Annotated in this window: 18 protein-coding genes and 1 riboswitch; of the genes, 7 read left to right on the plus strand and 11 right to left on the minus strand. The window is 33.5% G+C overall.

Going from position 1 to position 20461, the window contains the following annotated elements; all coding sequences use genetic code 11:
• Positions 1-30: 30 nt before the first annotated feature.
• From DFQ11_RS15140 to DFQ11_RS04610, 5 genes are all read right to left on the minus strand, one after another.
• Positions 31-207, minus strand: a complete 177-nt coding sequence (locus tag DFQ11_RS15140; RefSeq protein WP_158524980.1) for a hypothetical protein — start codon at positions 205-207, stop codon at positions 31-33.
• Positions 204-1517, minus strand: coding sequence for a tyrosine-type recombinase/integrase (locus tag DFQ11_RS04595; protein WP_110474651.1), 1314 nt, complete (start codon positions 1515-1517; stop codon positions 204-206). The genes DFQ11_RS15140 and DFQ11_RS04595 overlap by 4 nt, the downstream gene beginning before the upstream one ends.
• 346 nt (positions 1518-1863) lie before the next feature.
• Positions 1864-2820 (minus strand): methylenetetrahydrofolate reductase [NAD(P)H], encoded by a 957-nt coding sequence (gene metF / locus DFQ11_RS04600; protein ID WP_110474652.1) that lies wholly within the window; start codon positions 2818-2820, stop codon positions 1864-1866.
• Positions 2821-2866: 46 nt separating this feature from the next.
• On the minus strand, positions 2867-5584 hold the full coding sequence (gene metH / locus DFQ11_RS04605; RefSeq protein WP_110474653.1) for a methionine synthase: 2718 nt from the start codon (positions 5582-5584) through the stop codon (positions 2867-2869).
• Between the two features lie 21 nt (positions 5585-5605).
• Positions 5606-6619: a homocysteine S-methyltransferase family protein gene (locus DFQ11_RS04610; protein ID WP_110474654.1), complete on the minus strand. Its 1014-nt coding sequence runs from the start codon at positions 6617-6619 to the stop codon at positions 5606-5608.
• A 103-nt stretch (positions 6620-6722) separates the two neighbouring features.
• A riboswitch (SAM riboswitch) is annotated at positions 6723-6847 on the minus strand.
• 132 nt (positions 6848-6979) lie between these two features.
• Between DFQ11_RS04610 and DFQ11_RS04615 the strand changes: the two genes are divergently transcribed.
• The 3 genes from DFQ11_RS04615 (at position 6980) to DFQ11_RS04625 (ending at position 9712) form a co-directional block, all read left to right on the plus strand.
• Positions 6980-7570: a HupE/UreJ family protein gene (locus DFQ11_RS04615; RefSeq protein WP_110474655.1), complete on the plus strand. Its 591-nt coding sequence runs from the start codon at positions 6980-6982 to the stop codon at positions 7568-7570.
• A 103-nt stretch (positions 7571-7673) separates the two neighbouring features.
• Entirely contained in the window at positions 7674-8105 is a 432-nt protein-coding gene (locus DFQ11_RS04620) for a deoxycytidylate deaminase (RefSeq protein ID WP_110474656.1), read from the plus strand.
• Positions 8105-9712, plus strand: a complete 1608-nt coding sequence (locus tag DFQ11_RS04625) for a S41 family peptidase (protein ID WP_110474657.1) — start codon at positions 8105-8107, stop codon at positions 9710-9712. The genes DFQ11_RS04620 and DFQ11_RS04625 overlap by 1 nt, the downstream gene beginning before the upstream one ends.
• Positions 9713-9723: 11 nt before the next feature.
• On the opposite strand, the gene DFQ11_RS04630 is transcribed toward DFQ11_RS04625, so the two are convergent.
• From DFQ11_RS04630 to DFQ11_RS04640, 3 genes are read right to left on the minus strand one after another with little or no spacing between them, the layout of a single operon-like run.
• Positions 9724-10338: an FAD-dependent oxidoreductase gene (locus DFQ11_RS04630; protein WP_110474828.1), complete on the minus strand. Its 615-nt coding sequence runs from the start codon at positions 10336-10338 to the stop codon at positions 9724-9726.
• Positions 10338-10541 (minus strand): hypothetical protein, encoded by a 204-nt coding sequence (locus tag DFQ11_RS04635; protein ID WP_110474658.1) that lies wholly within the window; start codon positions 10539-10541, stop codon positions 10338-10340. Before DFQ11_RS04635 ends, DFQ11_RS04630 begins: the two co-directional genes overlap by 1 nt.
• Before the next feature lie 10 nt (positions 10542-10551).
• Positions 10552-11133 (minus strand): MarC family protein, encoded by a 582-nt coding sequence (locus DFQ11_RS04640; protein ID WP_110474659.1) that lies wholly within the window; start codon positions 11131-11133, stop codon positions 10552-10554.
• Between the two features lie 169 nt (positions 11134-11302).
• Between DFQ11_RS04640 and DFQ11_RS04645 the strand changes: the two genes are divergently transcribed.
• On the plus strand, positions 11303-11869 hold the full coding sequence (locus tag DFQ11_RS04645) for a DUF3109 family protein (protein WP_110474660.1): 567 nt from the start codon (positions 11303-11305) through the stop codon (positions 11867-11869).
• A gap of 74 nt (positions 11870-11943) precedes the next feature.
• Here the strand turns inward: DFQ11_RS04645 and DFQ11_RS04650 are convergent, their stop codons facing one another.
• Entirely contained in the window at positions 11944-13908 is a 1965-nt protein-coding gene (locus tag DFQ11_RS04650; RefSeq protein WP_110474661.1) for a tetratricopeptide repeat protein, read from the minus strand.
• Between the two features lie 3 nt (positions 13909-13911).
• Positions 13912-14646 carry a LytR/AlgR family response regulator transcription factor gene (locus DFQ11_RS04655; RefSeq protein WP_110474662.1) on the minus strand — a complete coding sequence of 245 codons (735 nt, stop codon included), beginning with the start codon at positions 14644-14646 and terminating at the stop codon, positions 13912-13914.
• An 830-nt stretch (positions 14647-15476) separates the two neighbouring features.
• Here DFQ11_RS04655 and DFQ11_RS04660 point away from each other — a divergent pair.
• The 3 genes from DFQ11_RS04660 to DFQ11_RS04670 all read left to right on the plus strand — a co-directional run bounded on the left by DFQ11_RS04660 (position 15477) and on the right by DFQ11_RS04670 (position 19585).
• On the plus strand, positions 15477-16751 hold the full coding sequence (locus tag DFQ11_RS04660) for a ribonucleotide-diphosphate reductase subunit beta (RefSeq protein ID WP_110474829.1): 1275 nt from the start codon (positions 15477-15479) through the stop codon (positions 16749-16751).
• A 3-nt stretch (positions 16752-16754) separates the two neighbouring features.
• On the plus strand, positions 16755-18551 hold the full coding sequence (locus DFQ11_RS04665) for a ribonucleoside-diphosphate reductase subunit alpha (RefSeq protein WP_110474663.1): 1797 nt from the start codon (positions 16755-16757) through the stop codon (positions 18549-18551).
• 362 nt (positions 18552-18913) lie between these two features.
• Positions 18914-19585 (plus strand): hypothetical protein, encoded by a 672-nt coding sequence (locus tag DFQ11_RS04670; RefSeq protein ID WP_110474664.1) that lies wholly within the window; start codon positions 18914-18916, stop codon positions 19583-19585.
• 72 nt (positions 19586-19657) lie between these two features.
• On the opposite strand, the gene DFQ11_RS04675 is transcribed toward DFQ11_RS04670, so the two are convergent.
• Positions 19658-20377 carry a DUF6503 family protein gene (locus DFQ11_RS04675; RefSeq protein WP_110474665.1) on the minus strand — a complete coding sequence of 240 codons (720 nt, stop codon included), beginning with the start codon at positions 20375-20377 and terminating at the stop codon, positions 19658-19660.
• Between the last annotated feature and the right edge of the window lie 84 nt (positions 20378-20461).

Consider the following 20461-nt stretch of genomic DNA (forward strand, 5'->3'; position numbering starts at 1 on the left):
AAATATGTTTTTGATAGTGTTACCAGTTTATTATTTGAGCATAGTTTTACTTTTAAACTCGTTGAAGTCTTTAAAAGGTTTTTTACCAGTTATAAACTCAACTTCATTATTTAAGTATTCAAAGGTTTCAGTTGTGGTATTAAAAAACTTGAGTAGATCAAAATAGGTATTAAAAAAACCTAGAGTAGTTGTTATGTCGTTTTTCATGCGGTTTCAGTTTTAACAATATCAAGTATTGGTTTTTGTTGTTTCTTTTGTTCCTGTAGTTGCCAAAATTCGTTTAATGTATTCGCGTTATCATTGGCGGTTTTATTTATATAGTTTAAAAAAACACGCTCTGTTTTATGCCCTGTTATAGCCATTAAAACTGGTGTAGGTAGTTTGCCGTAATGGTTGGTTGCAAATGATCTACGACATATATGTGAACTTACTAACTCATGTTTTGAAAATTCCCCTTTTACTTTACGCCAAACTTTCTTTTTAAGTTTCTTTGATTTTGAGCCTTTTACCATTTCATTAATTCCCGCCAGTTCACAAACCTTTTTTATATAATCGTTAAATCGTTGACTTGAAATTTCTCGAGGAAATTCGCCTTTATTGTTTTCTAAAATTTCTTTGACTTGTGGGTGTAGTGGTAGTATTATTTTTTGATTCGTCTTTTTTGCGGTGTATTCAATAAAACCATTGTGTATATTATCTTTTGTGAATTTCAATAAGTCACTAACTCGGGCACCAGTCCAAACGCCTATAATTAACCAGTTTCGAGCATTCTCTAAATAGGGCGTTTCTGTAAAATCATGTTTAAAAATGGTTTGTATTTCAGTTTCCGAAAGTGTTATAAAATTTACTTTCTCTTTTGTGGCTCTAAATTCCCCATTCAATACACTAGGGTTTATTTTGATTCCGTGTTTTTTTGCATCAAGGCACAAAGTTTTAATGTAGTTAATATAACGGCCAGTTGTATTGAGGTTTAATTTTTCAACCTTAGAGAGGTAGTTTTTAAAATCATTATAAAATTTAAGATCAACCGATTCAAAAGTATAACGTCTCTTTTGGTAAGATTCAAACGCCGAGACTTTATTTATAATGGTGTTATATCGTTTTTTCGTGTTATCTGTTACGCCAGTATTCCCAGTATTTAAAACTTTAGTGTCGAGATTTTCTTTGTATTGTTTTGCGTAATCTAGTAAGTAATTTAAATCGGTATTGTCATTTTGATTAAAGTATTGTTTAATCGTCTTATTTAACCATTCTGAATTAATGATACCACCACTAGAGTAATGATCGTTAAAACTGTTTAAAATAGTTGTCTCGAGGTTGTTGAGGTCGTTTTGTAAATTCTTTTTGTTCACAAAACCCGCAATTTGTTTAACCGAGCCTTTTTGAGTATTCCAGTATTTCGGATTTATAAGTAATGAAGTAGAACGTTTTAAATCAATTTTACGCCCATGAGTAAAACGTAAATAAATAGTTGTTGGGTTTTGATTCCCTTTTGTGAAATACTTTAACGAAGCCATAATGTGTAATCTAATAATTGAACAAACCAAATATAATAAATAAATACAATGGTGCCGACATAGTGTACAACATTTGCCTAATTTATACGAACTATTGCTAATTTATACGAATAGTAAAATTTAATTATAATCTTTTGAAGTAGTAATAAAATCAAGGGTTTGAGGTTGTTTTTATAGGGTTTAAAGAACTATCTCAATTAACTGGGTTCTATTCCCGCCTTGAGTACAATTTAAAATCGCAACAATCTAATATAAAGACTGTTGCGATTTTTTTTTGATTTAAAGTCCAATTTATTAAAAAAAATACGATAGGCTGAAGTTTAATTACGAAGGCCTAGCTTTTTAGTTAAAACAACTTTGATGCGATGGTTCTTATATTATCACTTCTCCCCATAGAATAATAATGTAAAATAGGGATACCTGCTTTTTGAAGTTCTTTAGATTGCTCAATGCACCATTCAATGCCTACCTGTTTTACCGCTTTATTATCCTTACATTTTACAATGGCTATAATTAAATCTTCTGGTAAATCTACATGAAACCGATGTGGAATAAGGTTGAGCTGTTTACGTGTCGCAATCGGTTTTAAACCTGGAATAATAGGAACCGTTATGCCTTCAGCTCGGCATTTAGACAAAAAATCGAAATACTTTTGATTGTCAAAAAACATTTGTGTAACGACGTAAGAGGCTCCATTTTTAATTTTCTTCTTTAAAAAATGAATATCACTATCTAAACTTGGCGCTTCCATATGTTTTTCAGGATAGGCAGCAACACCAATACAAAAGTTAGTGGTTGATGAATTGAGTAATTCCTCATCTAAGTATTTTCCTTTGTTCAAATTTTCTATTTGGGATACAAGCTCATTGGCATAAGCGTGTCCATCTTTTTCTGGTTTAAAATAAGTTTCACTTTTAACAGCATCACCTCGCAAAGCCATGACATTATCAATACCCAAAAAGTCTAAATCAATTAAAAAATTTTCAGTGTCTTCTTTAGAAAATCCACCACATAAGATATGCGGAATAGCGTCTACCGCATATTTATTTTGAATAGCAGCACAGATTCCAACCGTTCCAGGCCGTTTTTTAACTACTTGTTTTTTGAGAAGACCGTTTTCCATTTCCTTAAAAACATACTCTTCCCTATGATAGGTCACATCAATAAACGGTGGTTTAAATTCCATTAAAGGATCTATATTATCAAAAATAGATTGAATATGTTGTCCTTTTAAAGGAGGTAAAATTTCGAAAGAAAACTGTGTCTTTCCATTAGCTTTTATGATGTGTTCGGTTACTTTCATATGTACTTCCCATGACGATAGGGTCTCTTTAAGGTGTTATGATGTTTTAATCAGCAATATTTGGACTTAACCATCTTGTAGCATCTTCTAATGCTATGCCGCGACGTTGACTGTAATCCTCAACTTGGTCTTCTTTAATTTTTCCTAAACCAAAATATCTAGCTTCAGGATTTGCAAAATAGTAACCACTGACACTTGCCGCCGGCCACATTGCTAAACTTTCTGTAAGCTCAACGCCAATGTTTTCTTCAACATTTAAAATATTCCAAATTGTTTTCTTTTCTAAATGATCCGGACAGGCAGGGTATCCTGGCGCTGGTCTTATACCTTTATAGCTTTCTTTGATTAAATCATCATTACTTAAATTTTCATTTTGATCGTAACACCAATATTTAGTTCTTACTTCTCTATGCAAATATTCTGCAAAAGCTTCGGCTAAACGGTCGGCTAAAGCTTTTATCATTATTGAATTGTAATCGTCGTTATCCTTTTCAAATTGTGCTGCTAATTCAGCCGTGCCAAATCCAGCCGATACACAGAAACAACCTATATAATCTTGCAGACCTGTTTCTTTTGGTGCAATAAAATCAGACAGAGCAATATTTGGCTTACCTGCGGCTTTTTTAGATTGTTGACGAAGGGTTAAAAATTTAACTGTGCTTTTACTAGCTTTAGACTCGGTGTTTTGAACTAAAACTTCAATGTCATCATCATTTACGGTGTTTGCTTCAAACAAACCAAAAATTGCTTTCGCTTTTAAAAGTTTGTTTTTAAAAATATCTTGTAGTAATTCTTGAGCATCAGCAAATAATTCTGTGGCCTGCTTTCCAACAAGTTCATCACTTAATATATTTGGATATTTACCATGTAAGTCCCAACTTCTAAAAAATGGAGACCAATCTATAAATGCTTCTAGTTTACTAATGTCAAACTCTTCAATAACCTGAATACCTAATGCTTTTGGTTTCACAATTTCCGAAGTGTCCCAATTAATATTAAACTTGTTTTTTCGAGCTTCTTTAAGGCTTAGATATTCTTTTTTTCGGGTGCGTTTTAAAAATTGTTCTCGGAACAAATCGTACTCCTCACGGATTTGATCTTTATAAAGCTGACTGTCTTTTTTAAGTAAATCGCCAACTACAGTTACAGCTCTTGAGGCATCATTTATATACACTACAGTATTGCTATAATGAGGTGCAATCTTTACAGCGGAATGTGCTCGCGACGTTGTTGCGCCACCAATAATTATAGGAATATCTAAATTCCGTTTTTCAAGCGCTTGAGACACGTAAACCATTTCGTCAAGCGAAGGTGTAATTAATCCACTTAATCCAATAATGTCCACCTTCTCTCTAATTGCCGTTTCAACAATTTTTTCGGGAGGTACCATGACGCCGAGATCAATAATTTCATAATTATTACAGCCTAGAACAACACTAACTATATTTTTCCCAATATCGTGAACATCGCCTTTAACGGTTGCCATTAAAATTCGACCTGCAAATTCTTGCTTGCCATCTTTCTCTGCTTCAATAAATGGTTGAAGGTAAGCGACCGCTTTTTTCATAACTCTGGCTGACTTCACTACCTGAGGTAAAAACATTTTTCCACTTCCAAATAAGTCGCCTACCACGTTCATACCAATCATTAAATGACCTTCGATAACATGAATCGGTTTTTCCGATGCTAATCGGGCTTCTTCTACATCTTCAATAATAAAAGTGTTAATTCCCTTTACTAGAGCATGTGTAATTCTATCTTGTAAAGGGTCGCTTCGCCATTCTAGAATTTTATCTTCATGAACTTTCTTCTGGTCTTTGATAGATTCTGCAAAATCTAATAAGCGTTCTGTAGCATCTTCACGTCTATCAAATAAAACATCTTCAACAAGTTCTAATAACTCTTTATCTATTTCATCATAAATTTCAAGCATTGAAGGGTTGACAATTCCTAAATTCATTCCGTTTTTAATAGCATGATAAAGGAAAGAGGAATGCATAGCTTCCCGAACGATGTTATTACCCCTAAATGAAAAGGAGACATTACTGACACCTCCAGATACATTTGCAAATGGCAGGTTTTCTCTAATCCATTTTGTAGCTTCAAAAAAATCAATCGCATTTCTACGATGTTCGTCCATGCCGGTAGCCACAGGGAAAATATTTGGATCGAAAATTATGTCTTGAGGTGGGAAATTGAGCTCGTTGACTAGTATATGGTATGTGCGTTTACATATTTCTATCCGTCTTTTATAAGTGTCTGCTTGACCATCTTCATCAAAAGCCATGACGACTACAGCGGCGCCATAACGTTTAATAAGTTTAGCATGATGTTTAAATTCTGCTTCACCTTCCTTTAAACTTATAGAGTTTACCACAGATTTTCCTTGTACTACTTGCAGACCTGCTTCTATAATTTCCCATTTTGAACTATCTATCATAATAGGAATTCGGGAGATATCAGGTTCTGAAGCTATTAGGTTGAGGAAGGTGGTCATGGCATATACGCCATCTAACATACCTTCATCCATATTGACATCCAAGATTTGAGCACCTCCTTCTACTTGATTTCGTGCCACTTCTAAGGCCTCTGAAAACTTCTCTTCTTTAATTAATCGCAGAAATTTTCTGGAGCCAGTAACATTTGTGCGCTCTCCTATATTAATAAAATTACTCTCTGGAGTAACCACTAGAGGCTCTAGTCCAGATAAAGTTAGATACTTGCGGTGGTTAGTTGTTGGGTGATTGTAGTAAGATGCACTCATAATTTTTTTGATTTCAGATTACTAAACTCTAAGAGCTATTTGTCTTGGTTGATAATTTTGAGCCACTTCAGCAATTGCTTTGATATGTGCCGGACTAGTGCCGCAGCAGCCTCCAATAATATTTATTAAGCCATTTTTGAGATAATCTTCAATAAATTGCTGCATCTGTTCGGGTGATTGGTCGTATTCTCCAAACGCATTTGGTAAGCCCGCATTAGGGTGCGCTGAGGTATAGTGATGGGTAGCGTTGGAAAGTCGTTGTAAGTAGGGTTTTAACTGTTCGGCGCCTAGGGCGCAATTAAATCCCACACTTAACATGGGGATGTGTGAAATTGAAGTCAAAAATGCTTCAACCGTTTGACCAGATAAGGTGCGGCCTGAAGCATCTGTTATGGTGCCCGAAATCATAATGGGTATCGTGATTTGGCGTTCTTCTTTAACTTCTTCAATAGCAAATAAGGCTGCTTTAGCATTTAAGGTGTCAAATATAGTTTCTACTAAAAGTAAATCTACACCACCATCAATAAGTGCTTCAACTTGCTCTTTGTAAGCCATACGCAATTCATCAAATGTAATTGCTCTATATTCTGGTCGGTTTACATCTGGAGACAAGCTTGCTGTTTTATTGGTTGGGCCTATGCTGCCAGCGACGAAACGAGGTTTATCAGGATTGTCATTGGTGAATTTTTCGGCGACTTGTTTGGCTATTTTGGCAGATTCAAAATTTAACTCGTAGACCAAGTCTTCCATATCGTAATCGGACATAGCAATAGACGTCCCGGAGAACGTATTAGTTTCTACAATATCAGCACCAGCTTCAAAATATTTGGCATGAACTTCTGCAATAGCTTTTGGTTGAGTTAAGGATAATAGATCATTATTGCCTTTTAATGAGGAGGGATAATCTTTAAAACGTTCGCCTCTAAAGTCTTCTTCTGAGAATTTATACTGTTGAAGCATAGTTCCCATGGCGCCATCTAACACTAGAATTCGTTTTGATAGTTCTGCTTCAATATTACTTTTTATTATACTCATAGTTATACTCTTTAGGTTAAACCAAAAGTCAAATGAGGCTCGCTGAGACGAGTTATTATGAAAATGCTAAAAAGAAATTGAATTACAGGCGTGTAATTTCGTTTGGTTATCTATCCAATTACTCGATTTATACATCGAACAATTAAGTAGAATTTAGCACCTTCTTAAAAAGTTTAAGGGTTGCTAAGGTTTCAAAGGGTCTAATCCCTCCACCTTTCTTGATAACAATTAAATAAGTTATTTGAACTTCGTGAATTGTAAATGTGCAAAAGAAATCAGTGAAATGCAAATTTTATTCACTTTATTTTTAATGTGAATATGTGGCTATTATTGTAACTTTGAGCACCCAAATACAAAATTATGTTAGAAAATTTTTGGTTCAACGTGCAATACGGAATGAACCACGTGTTAGATATTAACGGTTACGATCACATTCTTTTTTTAATGGTGCTTACAGTACCTTATGTATTTAATGATTGGAAAAGAGTTTTAATATTAGTGACCACTTTTACCTTAGGTCATACTTTATCCTTGATTTTGGCAGCCTATGGAGTAGTGAGTGTTAACGGTGAATTGGTAGAGTTTTTAATACCTATAACTATATTAGTTACGGCTATTTATAACGTATTCACAGCAAGTAAAAAGCCAAAATCTAATAAGATGGGGCTGCTGTTTTTTGCTACCTTGTTTTTTGGTCTTGTCCATGGCTTAGGGTTTGCAAGAGAATTTAAAATGTTTGCCGGTCAGTCTGAAGGTAAATTAAAACTTCTACTAGAATTTGCTTTAGGTATAGAATTGGCACAAGTTATTATAGTATTTGTAGTTTTATTTATCGGTTTTATTTGCCAGACGGTGTTTAGGTTTTCACGCCGAGACTGGGTGATGGTGATTTCTTCTATAGTTATTGGTTTAGTTATTCCTATGATTATGGGAAGTGATTTGCTCAATTAGGTAGAAAGATTGGTAAAACTTTAACTACAAGTACGTTGTATTTGAAATACTATCGAATTATATTCGTTATGAACAGTGTGCATGTATAAAATATTCATTATTAATGTCAAAGACAAAACAGTTACGTTACGATAAAGCTTATTTACGAATTGCACAAGAATGGGGAAAGTTATCCCATTGTAAACGCAAGCAAGTTGGTGCCCTAATTGTTAAAGACCGAATGATTATTTCGGATGGATATAATGGGACACCTACCGGATTTGAAAATTATTGTGAAGACGACGAAGGCTATACGAAATGGTACGTTTTGCATGCTGAAGCAAATGCAATTCTTAAAGTAGCATCATCTACACAATCTTGTAAAGGAGCTACATTATATATTACATTATCACCTTGTAAAGAGTGTAGTAAATTAATTCATCAAGCAGGAATTGTAAGAGTAGTTTATCATCAAGGTTATAAAGATGATTCCGGTCTTCAGTTTTTAGAAAAAGCAGGTATTGAATTAGAATTGATAGAGGATTTAAATAATTAATGGCAACGAAAAATAAATACATACCACTTATTGTTGGGGTTGCAATTGCGGCTGGGGTATTTATTGGCGGAAAATTAAATTTTACAGACACTTCAGATAAACTATTTACGACAAATAGTAAAAAGGATAAACTTAATCGTCTTATAGATTATATCGATTATGAATATGTTGAGGACGTAAATACAGATAGCATTGTCGATGTGACCGTAAATGGGATTTTAGATAATCTAGATCCTCACTCCACGTATATTCCTAAAGAGGATTTAGAGCGTGTCACTGAAAATATGAAAGGTGGTTTTGTAGGTATCGGGATTAATTTTTATCCTTATAAAGATAGTATAGCTGTAATTAAACCCACTGAAAACGGCCCAAGTGAACGAGCTGGAATATTGGGTGGAGATCGCATTTTATTAGCTGATGGAGATACCTTGTATGGTCGTAATGTTTTAGTGGATGATATTGGTGAAAAATTGCGCGGCGATAAAAACACTTCAATAAGGCTTACCGTATACAGAAAAGGTGAGGATGATTTATTGGAGTTTGATGTTGAACGACAAGCGATTCCAATTAAAAGTGTGGACGCCGCATATATGTTGACAGATGACTTAGGGTATATAAAAATTAATCGCTTCGCTGAGTCGACATTTAAAGAATTTAAATCTGCACTAAGTGAGCTTAAAGATTTAGGCGCTTCGAAACTGGCGCTAGATTTAAGGGATAATCCCGGTGGCTTTTTAGGTATTGCAGAACAAATTGTCGATGAGTTTTTAGAAGATGATAAATTAATCTTATTTACACGAGACAAGAAAGGCAAGGAGGAACGTATTTATGCCACGCGTAGAGGTGATTTCGAGGAAGGAGAGGTCTATATATTAATCAACGAAAATTCGGCATCGGCTAGTGAAGTTATTGCTGGAGCGCTTCAGGATAATGATAAAGGAATTATTGTTGGTCGTCGCTCTTATGGAAAAGGTTTGGTTCAAAGAGAAATGGCTTTAGGCGATGGTAGTGCAGTGAGATTAACAGTTTCAAAATATTATACACCTACTGGGCGATCTATCCAAAGACCTTATACTAATGGCGATAACGAAACCTATTATAGAGATTATGCCAAACGATTACGTACTGGTGAATTAGCTGATGAAGAAAGTATTGATGTCAATGACTCTCTTAAATTTACCACTCCTAAAGGAAAGGTGGTTTATGGGGGAGGAGGTATTATCCCAGATGTATTTGTACCTGTAGATCGTTTGTTTGATAATGAAACTATGAACTATTTAAGACGAAGAGGGCATTTTGGTTATTTCGTTTTTGAAGAATTAGATAAAGATCGCACGGCCTTTCAAGATATGGCTAAATACGATTTTATAAATAATTTTGAAGTCAGTGATGAGATGATTCTTCGTTTTCAAAATTTTGTAAATGCAAAAGAGCGAACTAACATCACCTTTGTTGCCTACAATAATGAAATAAGGCGATTAATTAAGGCCACACTTGCACTTCAGTTATACGATGATAATGCTTTTGAAGAGGTTATCAATAAAGAAGATCTTATGGTTAAAGAGGTGACTCTATTAAGTAGTGAATACCCTAATTACAAACAATAGTAGCAGTTAGCTTATAAAGGTTCAATGGCCTTATCGTGAACTTTAGAATGTTTGCCATCATTCCACAAGGTTAAAATATCAGTGGCAACATGCGATCCACTACCACAAGCGACTGAAAATTGACTCCTCCAGCCTGCTAAAGTACCAGCGACATACAAGTTTTCGGCAATAAGGTGATCTGTATTTTTTAGCCAAATTCTATCTTTTGCAATAGCCTCCCTTGGATGAGGTTCTGTATAGTCTTCAAGACCTTTTATGGTCATTAAACTCGTGTATCCTACTGCAATAACTGCTAATTTAGTTCTATAGGAGTTCTTGTTTGTGCTAACGATGAAAAAGTCTTTCTCCTTTTCAATAGATGTAACCTTTTCCTTATCTATTTGGGTGATATGTGGATAAAGATTCGAAAGTTGTTTTTTTCCGTCTTTTAAAATGTTAGTACCTAAAGTGCCAGGTGGCAATCCTAATACATTATTAAATAATGCGGTTTGAAGGTGGGATGATCTTTGGTGTACTATAATTCCAATTTTCTTGTCCTCTGCATAAGGTTTAGGTTTAGCAGACCCCAATATTAAAGCGCAAGATAATCCTGCGGCTCCACCACCAATAATTAAGGCATCAAAAATCATTTTCTCTGTTTATGTAGTTTTTCTATTTTTTTAGATAACCTAAGGATTTGTAAAAGAACTAGAGCGCAACAGGCAGCAACAATCGTGATTATAGCAGTATGGCTTTCACCTTCAAATAAGGCGTCAAAATTTAATTTTGTAGCATTAAAAATGACTAAGGCCACAGCTATGATGGATAAGATAAGAGTGAAAATTTTCATAGTTTAAGTTTTAAGCTAATAATTCTTTAATATTATGTGCAAATAATTTCACAGCAATCGCTAACAAAATTACACCAAAAATCTTTCTTATAATCTTAATTCCGTTGGCGCCAATTAAACGTTCAATTCTAGCGGATGTTTTTAATACTATAAAGATAACAATCACGTTGCTAATTACAGCTACAATGATATTTTCAATAGCGAATTCTGCTCGTAGTGATAGTAATGTGGTTAAAGTACCAGGACCGGCCATAAGAGGAAAGGCTAATGGAAATACAGAAGCTGTCATCGAGTCACCATCATCATCTTTATAAAGGGTAATGCCTAAAACCATTTCTAGAGCAATAAAGAATATAACAAAAGCACCGGCAACGGCAAATGAATTCACGTCTACACCAATAAGCGATAATAAACTCTGTCCAACAAATAGAAATATAATCATAATAACACCAGCTATTATAGATGCTTTTCCACTTTGAATATGTCCAACTTTCTTACGCAAATCTATGATAATTGGAATATTTCCAACAATATCAATTACTGCAAAAAGAACCATAAAGGCTGTGAATATTTCTTTAAAATTTAACTGCATTCCGTACTACTATTTTTATGTTTTTTAGTCTAAAACTGAGCAAAATACCTGTCATTTTTGATGCTTAAAGGGCTGATTTTAGGCGTCTTCCTCGATTTTTTTGCAAAGGTGCAATATTAATAGAGATTAACCATATTAAATTACGGTTAAGTTTAGCTATTTTTGCAACATGTTTCAACTAGGAAAAACCATTGTCTCAGAAGACATCATAGAAAAGGATTTTTTATGCAACCTTACGGCTTGTAAAGGAGCTTGTTGTATTGATGGTGATGCAGGTGCGCCATTAGATCACGCTGAAGTAAAAATTCTTGAGGATATTTATCCAAAAGTTAAGCCGTTTCTTCGTAAAGAAGGGATAGAAGCTATTGAAAAACAAGGCACATCTATTACCACCGAATTTGGTGATTTGGAAACGCCGTTAATTAACGGGGCCGATTGTGCTTATGTTATTTTCGATGATAAGAAAACGGCGCTTTGTGGAATTGAAGAAGCTTATAACCAAGGAGAGATTGATTGGGAAAAACCAGTCTCTTGTCATCTATATCCTATTCGAGTTAAGGAGTATACCGAGTTTTCAGGTGTAAATTATGAAAAATGGGATATCTGTGATGACGCCTGTACTTTAGGAAAGGAATTAGGAGTTCCTGTTTATAAGTTCGTTAAGGAAGCTTTGATTAGAAAATTTGGCGAAGATTGGTATGCTGAATTGGAAAAGGTAGCAGAAAGCATGAAATAAAAAGCGGTCTAGCCTTTTATTTATTACTTAATTTCCAGGAACTGAATTAAAGTTATGTGATCTTTAGAACTGGATTAGCTTGAAAAGTTTAAAGTTTTAACTGGGATAATTTTGGTTGGTATTTGTATGGTGACTTTAGTTCCACAAGGTTGGCCATTCTCGTATAAATCATCAATATCTAAAGTGTAACTATTAGAAAATGATTCTGAGAAGTTAGCGAGTCGAGCCTTAGTTATATCAATTCCTACAGATTTACTTTTTAACCTCTTGCGGTCGTTAATTTCCTTAGAGGCTGCTCTTCCTATTCCATTATCTATAATTTCTACAGTAATAAATTGTGGTGATTTTCTTTTAACGTTTATCTCAATTTTCTTGTTATCGGGTTTTGAAGATAAACCATGCCATAAAGAGTTTTCTAAAAATGGTTGAAGTACTAAAGATGGGATTTTAGTGATTTCTGTATTTATAGACGAATCCACATTAATTTTAAAGTCAATCTCATTAGAAAATCGAATATTTTCAATATTCATATAGAGTTTCATCGTTTCCAATTCGTCGGTTAAAGAGGTTTCCTTTTCTTTTGAAGCCATAAGGATTTTCCGAATTAATTTTGAAAACTTATTCAAGTAGTACACAGCATTTTCTTTCTCATTATTAATAATGTATAGTTTTATAGAGTTTAATGAGTTGAAAATAAAGTGAGGATTCATTTGACTTCGCAACATGTCTTGCTCTAAAGTTAAAATATGCTTATCTCTTTTTAGAGCTTTGGTTCTATGTATAATAAACATTATAACTCCTATAGCAGCCAATAATAGCGATGTGTATAATAGAATGCTTTTATTTCGCTCTAGTCGCAATCGTACGGCTTCATTTTCTAATGCTAAAGCTTTGATTTGGTTATTCTTGTCTTCGTTTTCATACTCAATAGCGATATCGTTAATATACTGAAGATTCTGTTCGGTTAATATAGTGCTTTCAATATCAACAGCTTTTTTATAATACTTCAGAGCAGATTCAAACTCTTGACTGTTTTTATATATGTCTGACAGAAGTTGGCTAGATTCCGCTATGCTTGATTTGAGATTGAAGGATTCCGCAATATTTAAAGCTTTCTTTAAATTGGTTTCAGCATCGGGTATTTGATTTAATTCAATATGAAGTTGACCTAGATTGATGTATGAAGAGGTAATATAAAATTGATCATCTAAGATTAATGCTTTTTCAAGTGCTACCTTTATATATGGTTCCGCTTTTTTAAAGTTCTTTAATTTTAGATAAACACCTCCAAGGCTGTTGTAACAAATGACTCGACCTATTTCAGAATCAATATTATTATTGTGACGCAATGAAGTTTCAAAATGCTTTAAGGCTTCATTCAAATTGCCTTTTGCTTCTTCGGCGTAACCAATATTGTGGTGGTTAATGGCTAAGCCTAATTCATTATTCAGCTCTTTCTCAATTTTCAATGATTTGTTGAATTGATTAATGGCCAAGTCGTATTGTTTTAGTGCTAAATAAATATTTCCAATACTATTTTGTGAAACGGCAATATTGTGTACAACAGTATTTGAAGGTCTAATAACGGAGTAAGCGATTTTGAGAGCTTCGGTATGGTAGTCTAGTGCTGGCTTAATCACATCCATTCGGCGATAGGCTACACCTATCATGTTCAAGCTGATTATTCTAAGCTCGGGATTTTTAGCGGCATCAGCAAAAGATTTTGCTTCTAAATGTAAGGCAATCGATCGGTCGTAATTTGAAATATTTCGGTATAAAACACCTAACGAATTTAAGGCATAACTAGTGCCTTCATTATAATTATTTTTTTTAAATACTTCAATTACTCGTTTTATTTTTAAACTATCAGTTTCAAAAGGTTTTAAGAGAGAGTCTATTTGGGTGAATTGATGAGGTTGTTTGTTTTCTAAATAATCTAAAGCACTTTCAAAATCTAATTCTTGTGAAAAACTATATGTTGTAGAAACAATAAGGAGGAGATAGAAACTGAATAGTTGAATGGGTAATTTTTGAGTCATGAACTATAATTTTTCTAGGAAGTCTGATTTTCGTTGTCTAGCCACAGGAATCTTGTGGTCACTATCCATGATCACATAACCTTCATTTTTTATAAATGCTTTTATCTTATTAAGATTGATGATATAAGAATTATGAATCCTAAAAAAGTAATGTTCTGGCAACATGGCATCAACCTCTTTCAGTTTTTTGGTTACAACTATTTTTTTGCGATTTTGTAAATATAACGTGCTGTAGTTGCCGTCCGATTCTATATATATGATATCATCTACATCTAAGAAGAGAAGTTTTCCATCAGCATTTATAGTGATACGCTTTTTATCGAATTGCGCATTAAAATTGGTGAGCATACGTTCTAAGTCTAAAGAATTGATATTGCGTTCACTGTGTTTTTTTATTTTTGCAATACAAGTTCTTAAATCGTCAGAATCAATTGGCTTTAATAGATAATCTATAGCTTCGTGCTTTAGTGCTTTAATCGCATATTCGTCATAAGCAGTAGTAATTACTACGGCAAAATTAATATGGTTTAACTGTTCCAAAAACTGAAACCCACCTATTGTTGGCATCTGTACATCGAGAAATAAACAATCTGGTGTATGTGATTCTAAATAAGTCAATGCTTTGTCTGGGTCTGTAAACGAAGCTATAACTTCAATTTCCTGATCGAAGTTACCAAGTTCCCAAACTAAACTCTGAATGGCCTTAGGCTCATCATCTAAAATTACTGCTTTTAACATGGTGGAAAATAATATATTGCTCATAAATATATGTAAATAATGAATGTTTTACACGAAAACATGTGTATTAAGCACGGTTTTATGTGTAGAATGACATTTTTAATAAAATCAGAATTTTAAAGACCAATTACACATGATTTAATACCAGGTATACATTGCGGGTAAATTTTAGAGGATAGTTTCTTGATATTTGAACTAACAAAATAACCTAATTAGGAGTAAATGGGGATTTGCCTTTTTAGGATTATGCTATTAATCTAAAAGTAAGGTTTGTAAAAAAATCGAACTTTTCGTTTAAATTTTAATTTTGATGAGTAGTTTTTAGGGTTACTCTAATTAAATTTAAGTTAGTTATTAGGGAAAAGAGCGTTATTATAACGCTCTTTTTTGTTTTTAATTTATCCAATGTGACTTCTCGTCACCGTCAATAAACTCGCTTGATGAAGGCTTATTCAGTAATCTAAATCTTACAAATTTGCAATTAGGTTATTTTTTATAAAATACTGGAAATCAGTGTGTTGGTCTAATATTTTGGATTGTTGTAAATTCTTTGTAGGTAAAATGCTTTGTTAAGAACTTGTTGACAATGTTTATAAAATCTCCTTTCTTTTTTGAGTACAATTGTCAATCTTTGTTCAGGGCAAAATATTATGACATTTTCTAATTTTTAGGTATTAGAAAATCCTATTGAAAGATCAATAATTAGATAATACGTCCACTTATATTCCTTGGTTTAGGAAAAAAATTAAACAGGTTTTTACCGATTTACGATTAAGTTTTGAACGATGATACATTGTTCAAATAACGAATTAGGCTTTAAATTAAAAATTATGGAGATTACGCAGATTATCAAAAGGGACTATGAGACAAGTCCATTTGTTTTAAATAAAATTTCAAATGCAGTTGAAAAAGCCATGCTTTCTGTTGGTAATGGAACTAAAGAAGATGCTAAGGAAATTTCTGTAAATGTTTTAAACGAACTTTTAGAACGTAAAGGCAAAGACGAGAACTATATTCCAACTGTTGAAGAGGTTCAAGATCTTGTTGAAATTAAATTGATGGGAAGTACTTTCCAAGATGTCGCTAAAGCCTACATTTTATATAGAGATGAACAAGCAAGACTTAGAAAAACAAATATCTTTGAAAAGCGCATTAACCTTAAGCCATACGAATATCCAGAGCTTAATGAGTATGTAGATGCCATTAGACACTCGTATTGGATTCATTCAGAATTTAACTTTACAAGTGATATTCAAGATTTCAAAGCACGTCTTACTGTCGTTGAGCAAAATGCTATTAAAAACACAATGTTAGCTATATCTCAGATCGAAGTAGCTGTAAAATCATTTTGGGGTGATATTTATCATAAAATGCCTAAGCCAGAAATTGGTTCTGTAGGAGCAACATTTGCAGAAAGTGAAGTGCGCCATCATGATGCGTACTCACACTTATTGGAAATCTTAGGTCTTAACAATGAATTTAAAAGACTAAAGAAAAACCCGGTTATAATGAGGCGAGTTCACTATTTAGAGACCGCTTTAAAGAATGCAAAAAGTGAAGACAATAAAGAGTATGCAGAATCTATTTTGTTATTCTCTCTGTTCATAGAGCACGTGTCTTTATTCTCACAATTCTTAATCATCATGGCTTTCAACAAGCATAAAAATATGCTTAAGGGAATCTCTAATGTTGTTGAAGCAACATCTAAAGAGGAGCAAATTCACGGTGATTTCGGAATTGATATTATAAAAATCATAAAAAACGAAAATCCAACTTGGTTTGGTGAAGAGCATAGTGAATCTGTTAAAGCATTATGTGAAGAAGCCTTTAATTCTGAAAGTAGAATTATCGACTGGATATTCGAAGCAGGTGAATTAGATTTCTTACCTAAGGATGTGATTAACGAATTCATCAAAAACAGATTCAATAGCTCATTAGAAAGTATTGGTATTGAAAAAGTATTTGATGTAAACGAAGAATTATTAGCACAAACTGAATGGTTTGATGATGAAATTATAGGAACAAAACACGGAGATTTCTTCGTGAAACGTTCCATCAATTATAGCAAAAGAACAAAAAGTATAACCAGCGACGACCTATTTTAAATCATGAACAACACGAACTTAGACTCCAAAGACACATTGAACCACGAATCAACTACAACTACATCTACTTATGATGAATTACTAACAGCGAGAAAAGAAGCTATAAAAGAGGCGAAGACGCAACCCGAATTTAAATGGTTAACAGATCATAGTCGTCAATTTTTAGCATCTGGTTACCTTACTGAAGGTACTAATCCGGAAGAAAGAATTAGAGAAATCGCTGATAGAGCTGAGGAAATCTTAAAAATTGACGGATTTGCAGATAAGTTTTATGGCTATATGGCGGAAGGCTACTATTCGCTAGCATCTCCAGTATGGTCTAACTTTGGAAAAAGACGAGGTTTACCAATTAGCTGTTTTGGGTCACATATTTCTGATGATATGGGGGATATCCTTTATACTCAGTCGGAAGTTGGAATGATGTCTAAGTTAGGTGGTGGAACTTCAGGTTATTTTGGAAAGCTTCGTCATAGAGGTGCTCCAGTTAAAAATAACGGGGAGTCTTCAGGTGCTGTTCACATTATGCAACTATTCGAAAAGATGGTTGATGTGGTAAGTCAAGGTTCGGTAAGAAGAGGTCGATTCTCTCCTTATTTACCAATTGATCATAAAGATATTCATGAGTTTTTAGAAATTGGTACAGAAGGTAATCCTATCCAAGAGTTAACACATGGTGTAACTGTTGGTAACGATTGGATGCAAGAAATGATTGATGGAGATGAAGATAAAAGAGCAATCTGGGCAAAGGTTTTACAAAGAAGAGGTGAAATAGGTTATCCATATATCTTCTTTAAAGACAATGCTAACAATAATGCAGCAGACGTTTATAGAGATATGAATTTAGAGATTTACGCAAGTAACCTGTGTACTGAAATTATGCTACCTACAGACGATAGATGGTCATTTGTATGTGTATTATCGTCTATCAACGTATTGCACTATGACAAGTGGAAAGATACGGATGCCGTTGAAACCATGGTTTATTTCTTAGACGCTGTACTAGAAGAATTCATTACTAAATTAGAAGAATTTAGAGATTCTCCAGATCGTGATGATAGACAAACGTTCTTATTCATGGAGAAGGCTTATAATTTCGCAAAAGAAAATAGAGCTTTAGGATTAGGAGCCTTAGGATGGCACTCTTTATTACAATCTAAAATGATAGCTTTCGACAGTCAAGAAGCATTTAACTTAAATAGTGAAATCTTTAAAACTATCAACCAGAAATCTGTAAAGGCATCTGAAGAATTAGCAAAGTTATTCGGAGAACCAGAAATTTTAAAGGGATACGGAAGACGTAATACAACTTTAAATGCTGTAGCCCCAACAACATCTTCTGCGTTTATTTTAGGACAAGTTTCTCAAGGTATTGAACCAATCTGGTCTAATAGTTATGTGAAAGACATCGCTAAAATCAAAACGACCATTAAAAACCCTTACTTAGTAGATCTTCTTGAAGAAAAAGGAATGAACACTAACGAGGTTTGGAGAAGTATCCGTGATTATGATGGTTCTGTACAACATTTAGAAGGTTTAACTGATCATGAAAAAGAGGTGTTTAAAACCTATTCAGAAATAGACCAAATGTCTATTATCTATCAAGCGGCTAACAGACAAAATCATATCGATCAAGGTCAGTCTTTAAACATTATGGTGCATCCAGATATGCCAGTTAAAGACATTAACAAGCTTTATATTACAGCTTGGAAACTTGGTGTGAAGTCATTATACTACCAACACAGTATGAATGCGGCACAGAAGTTTAAGCAAAAGAAAGAATGTACAAGCTGTGAAGCTTAATTCAATTTAAATAATAAAACCAACTCGCAAGGGTTGGTTTTATTAAATATTATGTAGAGTTCAGACAATAAAAAAAGGGACATAATGAAATATCCCTCTTGGTTTTGTTTTTTACAAATTGGTTTCGCGGCCTAAATTGTATTAAAAAATAGAATTGAGATTAACTCATCTCCTATTTTGTTCCTCAAACGTACAAAATAAGATTAATTCTTCCAAGTTAAATATTTCAATAAACAATTTTAAAGTTTAAAACATAGGTAGAATAAGGCTTTATGGACTTTATTTTTTATCAACCGTTTTTAGACTTATTAACAATTAGAGTCTAATAATAAAATAATAGTCTCTAATTAAAAATATTTAACATGAATTATAAGATTTCAGTTAATCAATTAGCAGATTTTGCTACAGGAAGTGAAGCTAAAAGGCGAAGAATAATAAGACAACAAAAAGTGCCAAATAAATTTAGAGTTTCTTACTATCAACTGGCGAAAGCTAGGATGAAGAAAGCCATAGAAAAACATGGTGATTTAGAACCTGTTTTTAAAGGTATTGAAGAATTAATTTCAAGAAAGCCGGAAAAACAGAGACAAGCAATTGATAGAATGGTATCTATAGAGGCAATGGCAAGATTTGTAAATTTAAAATTACCAAATTTACTTTGTAACATTCCTCATGAGGTCATTAAAAACCCTGAAATTAAATCGATAATTATCAATGGTGTTGAAATAATAATTTCTCCAGATGTAATTATTAGATTAGAATTAGACGGAAAGAAGTATTTAGGTGCGGTTAAAATCCATGTATCGAAAAACAATGTTTTTGATGCCGTACAATCTAGGTATGTTTCAACCTTACTTTATAAATATTTGAAAGATGGAATTGCAAAACAAGAGGAAGAGGTAATAGAAGAATTGTGTTTATCTATAGATGTTTTTGGCGATTCCGTCATTTCAGTACCTAAAAATATAGACACTTCTATAAGAGATGTTTTCCAACTTTGTGAGGAAGTGAAAACAATCTGGAACGCTGCTTAAGGGGTTCCAAGTATTTAAATAAAAAAGCATCTCATTTCTGAGATGCTTTTTTTATTTAAACAGAAGAGTACTCTAATTTTCAATCATGGTGTCCGTGCCTAAATAAGCAGCATCCTTATTATAATACCAAGCTCTAACCTTGGGCATTTTAATACCATTTACGAGAACTTCTTCAGAAAGCAATATGTACTCACCTGTATCCCTTTTGTCCTTTCCGTTAGCGTCAGTTTTAAAAAACTGATAAATTTCCATCGCATAGGTCTTTGGATCAAAATAGAAATACCAAATATCGCTACCAACTGATTCGTCATAGGTGACTCTTAAAACTAAATAGTCCTTGCCTTTAAAATGTTTTAACTCTACCGTTTCATTGAGGTGGGTTCCGGGATCGTCTAGCTTCATTGGCAAACCATATAAATACGTATAATAGTTTTTGTATAGTTTGGCTCTGTCACAGGACATTTCCTTTTCTGAAGCCGTTGAGCTATCTAATTCTCGGCCATTATACATCATTTGGCACTTGCCTTTATCTAAACTGTAAGTTGTGGTAATACTATCCTTAATAGCTGAAACACTAAAATAGTCTGCTGGTAGATTTATTGAAATAGTACTTGTGCGTTTTTCTGAGTTTGGATCGGTCATTATAACCGTAAACTCATTGTTGAAATGTTTCCAATTGTGATTAGGGTCGTGATAAGCTATAGCTTTTTCTAATAGTTGTTTACCAGTGATATTTTGAGCAATACTAACTGTAGAAAGGAAGATAGAAAGAATAGTAAACAGTAGTTTCATAAAATGTTTGTTATGCCACAAATTACACGTTTAATAAAACAAAAAAGCACCCAATGCCGACTTTTACGGGAGGATGCTTTTTTA

Source organism: Winogradskyella epiphytica (genome assembly GCF_003217215.1).
GTDB classification, from domain to species: Bacteria; Bacteroidota; Bacteroidia; order Flavobacteriales; family Flavobacteriaceae; genus Winogradskyella; species Winogradskyella epiphytica.

Excerpts from the sequence above, each read along its gene's own strand:
- DFQ11_RS15140 (WP_158524980.1), bottom strand. The coding sequence starts at position 207 with ATGAAAAACGACATAACAACTACTCTAGGTTTTTTTAATACCTATTTT.
- DFQ11_RS04595 (WP_110474651.1), bottom strand. The coding sequence starts at position 1,517 with ATGGCTTCGTTAAAGTATTTCACAAAAGGGAATCAAAACCCAACAACT.
- metF (WP_110474652.1), bottom strand. The coding sequence starts at position 2,820 with ATGAAAGTAACCGAACACATCATAAAAGCTAATGGAAAGACACAGTTT.
- metH (WP_110474653.1), bottom strand. The coding sequence starts at position 5,584 with ATGAGTGCATCTTACTACAATCACCCAACAACTAACCACCGCAAGTAT.
- DFQ11_RS04610 (WP_110474654.1), bottom strand. The coding sequence starts at position 6,619 with ATGAGTATAATAAAAAGTAATATTGAAGCAGAACTATCAAAACGAATT.
- DFQ11_RS04615 (WP_110474655.1), top strand. The coding sequence starts at position 6,980 with ATGTTAGAAAATTTTTGGTTCAACGTGCAATACGGAATGAACCACGTG.
- DFQ11_RS04620 (WP_110474656.1), top strand. The coding sequence starts at position 7,674 with ATGTCAAAGACAAAACAGTTACGTTACGATAAAGCTTATTTACGAATT.
- DFQ11_RS04625 (WP_110474657.1), top strand. The coding sequence starts at position 8,105 with ATGGCAACGAAAAATAAATACATACCACTTATTGTTGGGGTTGCAATT.
- DFQ11_RS04635 (WP_110474658.1), bottom strand. The coding sequence starts at position 10,541 with ATGAAAATTTTCACTCTTATCTTATCCATCATAGCTGTGGCCTTAGTC.
- DFQ11_RS04640 (WP_110474659.1), bottom strand. The coding sequence starts at position 11,133 with ATGCAGTTAAATTTTAAAGAAATATTCACAGCCTTTATGGTTCTTTTT.
- DFQ11_RS04645 (WP_110474660.1), top strand. The coding sequence starts at position 11,303 with ATGTTTCAACTAGGAAAAACCATTGTCTCAGAAGACATCATAGAAAAG.
- DFQ11_RS04650 (WP_110474661.1), bottom strand. The coding sequence starts at position 13,908 with ATGACTCAAAAATTACCCATTCAACTATTCAGTTTCTATCTCCTCCTT.
- DFQ11_RS04655 (WP_110474662.1), bottom strand. The coding sequence starts at position 14,646 with ATGTTAAAAGCAGTAATTTTAGATGATGAGCCTAAGGCCATTCAGAGT.
- DFQ11_RS04660 (WP_110474829.1), top strand. The coding sequence starts at position 15,477 with ATGGAGATTACGCAGATTATCAAAAGGGACTATGAGACAAGTCCATTT.
- DFQ11_RS04665 (WP_110474663.1), top strand. The coding sequence starts at position 16,755 with ATGAACAACACGAACTTAGACTCCAAAGACACATTGAACCACGAATCA.
- DFQ11_RS04670 (WP_110474664.1), top strand. The coding sequence starts at position 18,914 with ATGAATTATAAGATTTCAGTTAATCAATTAGCAGATTTTGCTACAGGA.
- DFQ11_RS04675 (WP_110474665.1), bottom strand. The coding sequence starts at position 20,377 with ATGAAACTACTGTTTACTATTCTTTCTATCTTCCTTTCTACAGTTAGT.